The sequence below is a fragment of the Mesorhizobium sp. M7A.F.Ca.CA.002.15.2.1 genome, assembly GCF_003998715.1.
In the GTDB taxonomy this organism is placed as follows: Bacteria; Pseudomonadota; Alphaproteobacteria; order Rhizobiales; family Rhizobiaceae; genus Mesorhizobium; species Mesorhizobium ciceri.
On sequence record NZ_RZPI01000627.1, the window covers coordinates 1 to 3,269 of the forward strand.

The window sequence follows — 3,269 nt, forward strand, 5'->3', positions numbered from 1 at the left end:
GAGCAGGAATCGGTCGAGATCCTGGAGACCTTCGCCAGCCGCGTGCCGGCCATGGCCGAGCTTGGCATCCGGCCGGGCTATGCCGGTCTCTACGACATGAGCCCCGACGATCTGCCGGTCATCGGCGCCATGCCTGATGTCGAAGGGCTGATCGTTTCGGCGGGGTCTTCCGGCCACGGCTTCAAGACCGGGCCGGCAGTCGGCGAGGCGGTGGCCAAGCTGGTCACCCAAGGCGCGCAACCGATCCTGGCCCCGTTTTCACCCGATCGCTTCAGGGCCGCGTGATGGCGTCGGTGACGACGAGCGAGAGCAAGAGTTCCGGCTTCATGCCGGCCGCGTTCCGCAACGCCACGGCCGATGCCCTGTGCATGGTCGCGGTGCTGTTGCTGGTGGCGCTTGCCGCCTTCATCTTCGGCGGCGCCGCCATGCAACGCGTCGTCACCTATGCCGCGATCATGCTGACGGCGGTGCTCGGCCTGCAGATATTCTCCGGCAACAGCGGCATCGTCTCGTTCGGCCAGGCGGCCTTTGTCGGCCTCGGCGCCTATGCGACAGGCATCCTCACCATGCCGACGGCACTGCAGCGAACGGCGCTGCGCGACCTGCCGCAATTCCTCGCCGGCCATCAACTCTCCTTCGTCGCAGCGCTGGCCATCGTCCTGGCTCTGGCGGTCGTCGTCGGCCTGCTGACCGGTGCGCCGCTGCTAAGGCTTTCCGGATCGAGCGCCTCGATCGCCACGCTGGCCATGCTGATCATCGTCTACACGCTGCTGGTCGCCGGGCGCGAGATCACCCGCGGCAGCCAGCCTTTCTACGGCGTGCCGCGTGAGGTCGGGCTGTGGACCGCTGCCGCAGTCGCTTCGGTGGCGCTGGTGGCGGCGAGGCTGTTTCGCGAAACCTCTTTCGGCCTTGCCAGCCGAGCCGCCGCCAATGACGAGCGTGGTGCGGCCGCCGTCGGCGTCGACCAACGCACGGCGCGTCTGGCCGCCTGGGTGGCGGGTGTCGTCGCCGCCATGGCTGCCGGCGCCATGATGGCGCAGTTTCTGGGTGCGTTTTCACCGCGCGATTTCTATTTCGACCTGGGCTTCACCATGCTTGCCATGCTGATCGTCGGCGGCATGACCTCGTCGCTCGGCGCTTTCGCCGGCGTCATCGTCACCATCGTTTTGGTCGAAGTGGTACGCCGCTTCGAAGGCGGCGGCGAAGTGCTCAGCCTGCATCTGCCTGTCCTGTTCGGCTTGACCCAGGGCGTGCTTGCCATCGCCATGATCCTGGTCATCTGGCGACGCCCGACCGGCCTGTTCGGCGAGCGTGAGCTGAACCTGCTGCGCCGGCCCGGACGTCAGGCCGTGACGGCTTCGGCGGCACCTCCGCAGCGTGTCGAGAGTGACCGGCTCTCCGCCGAGCGTCTGTCGCGCCGTTATGCCGGCGTCGTTGCTGTCGACGACGTCAGCCTGAGTTTCGAAACGGACAGCATCACCGGTATCATCGGCCCCAATGGCGCCGGCAAGACGACGCTGCTCAACATGCTGGCCGGTGATGTCAAGCCAAGTGCCGGTACCGTGTCGGTGGGTGGCGCGGTGCGGCAGGCTTCTGCCTTCCGCTTCGCGCGCTCCGGCGTTGCCCGCACCTTCCAGAACATCCGCGTCTTCCCGCACATGACGGTGCTGGAAAACGTCGTCGTCGCCGCACGCCAGGTAGAGCCTGATCTCGTCCATGCCGAGGCGGCGGCAATGGGTGAACTTGCGCGCATGGGGCTGGAGAGATTTGCCGATCAGCCGGCCGCCAGGCTTGCCTATGGCCAGCGACGCCGGTTGGAAGTGGCACGTGCGCTGGCGTTGAAGCCGCGCTTCCTGCTGCTGGACGAGCCGGCCGCCGGCATGAACGCCGTCGAGACCGCCGAACTGGTTTCCATCCTCTCGACAGTCCGCACCGAGCGCCGCATCGGCGTCGTCCTGATCGAGCACGACATGAGGCTGGTGATGAACCTGTGCGAACGCATTGTCGTCATCGATCATGGCCGCGTCATCGCCGACGGCACGCCGGGCGACGTTCAGAAGAACCCCGCCGTGATCGCCGCCTATCTCGGCAGCCGCACGGCGCTCGCCAAGACCGCAACGCCTGAAAACCAGACCGCATAGACCGCAACGACCAACGACAAAAATCCAGAAGGAGAACCGACATGCCAAGCCTCTATCGCCTCCATCGCGCCGCCTTCTGCGCTGCCGTGTTCGGCATCGCCACCATTTCGACGGCCAGCGCCGAGGAGATCATCATCGGTGCCGCGACCGCGCAGACAGGCGGTCTTGCCCCTTACGACCAGCCGGCACTTGCCGGCCTGCGCATGTCGCTCGACGAACTCAACGCCAAGGGCGGGTTCGGCGGCAAATACACCGTCAAGCTGCTGATCAAGGACACCCGCTCCGACACCGCGCAGACCGCCACGGTCGCGCAGGAGCTGATCGATGCCGGCGCCAAGATCATGATCACGCCGTGCGATGCCGATCCCTCGATTTCCGCCGGCCAGCTGACCCAGCCTCTCGGCATTCCGACCCTGACGCTGTGCGGCTCCGCCCCGGTGCTCACCGGCGCGGTCGGCGATGTCATGTTCGGCACCTATCCCGCCGACAATGTACAGGCGACGGCGGTTGCCGACTTCGCCGTCTCCGAAGGCAAGAAGAAGGTGTTCCTGCTGACCTCGCCGGACTCCACCTACACCGCCAATCTGCCGGAATATTTCGGCAAGGTGTTCGAGAAGAAGGGCGGCACCATTGTCGGCCGCGGCACTTTCAGCATGGGCCAGCCCGACTTTTCCGCCGAGATCACCAACATCAAGGGCTTGGCCGATAAGCCCGACCTGATCATGACGGCGGCCTATGAGCCCGATTTCCCAGCCTTCATCCAGCAATTGCGCGGCGCCGGCGTCACCATCCCGGTCTATGGAGCCGATGCCATCGGTACGCCGACCATCAAGGCGCTCGGCAAATTGGTCGACGGCGTCGTCTACACCGCGGCCGGCTATGCCGAGCCGGGCAGCAAGCTCGAAGCCTTCAACGCCGCCTTCACCAAATATGCCGGCCATGCGCCGGAATCGACCTATGAGGTCAATGGCTACGAGATCGGCCTGATCCTCGACCAGGCGGTCAAGACGGCCGGCTCCGACGACCCGAAGGCGATCCGCGACGCCATCGCCGGCCTCAAGGATTTCGAGGGCATCACCGGCAAGATCACCTATGCCGGCACCGACCGCATGCCGCTGCGGCCAGTGG

The 3,269-nt window shown here is 66.1% G+C and carries 3 protein-coding genes; all 3 read left to right on the forward strand.

Going from position 1 to position 3,269, the window contains the following annotated elements; genetic code table 11:
• Positions 1–285 (forward strand): FAD-binding oxidoreductase (locus ENZ74_RS26430; protein ID WP_164761226.1); only part of this gene is annotated, 285 nt, incomplete at its 5' end.
• Positions 285–2,141 (forward strand): branched-chain amino acid ABC transporter ATP-binding protein/permease, encoded by a 1,857-nt coding sequence (locus ENZ74_RS26435; RefSeq protein WP_063170111.1) that lies wholly within the window; start codon positions 285–287, stop codon positions 2,139–2,141. The genes ENZ74_RS26430 and ENZ74_RS26435, both read left to right, overlap by 1 nt.
• Positions 2,142–2,182: 41 nt before the next feature.
• The coding region (locus ENZ74_RS26440) for an ABC transporter substrate-binding protein (protein WP_127313092.1) at positions 2,183–3,269 on the forward strand (1,087 nt) is incomplete at its 3' end.

Coding starts and splice junctions, on each gene's coding strand:
- ENZ74_RS26435 (WP_063170111.1), top strand. CDS start 285: ATGGCGTCGGTGACGACGAGCGAGAGCAAGAGTTCCGGCTTCATGCCG.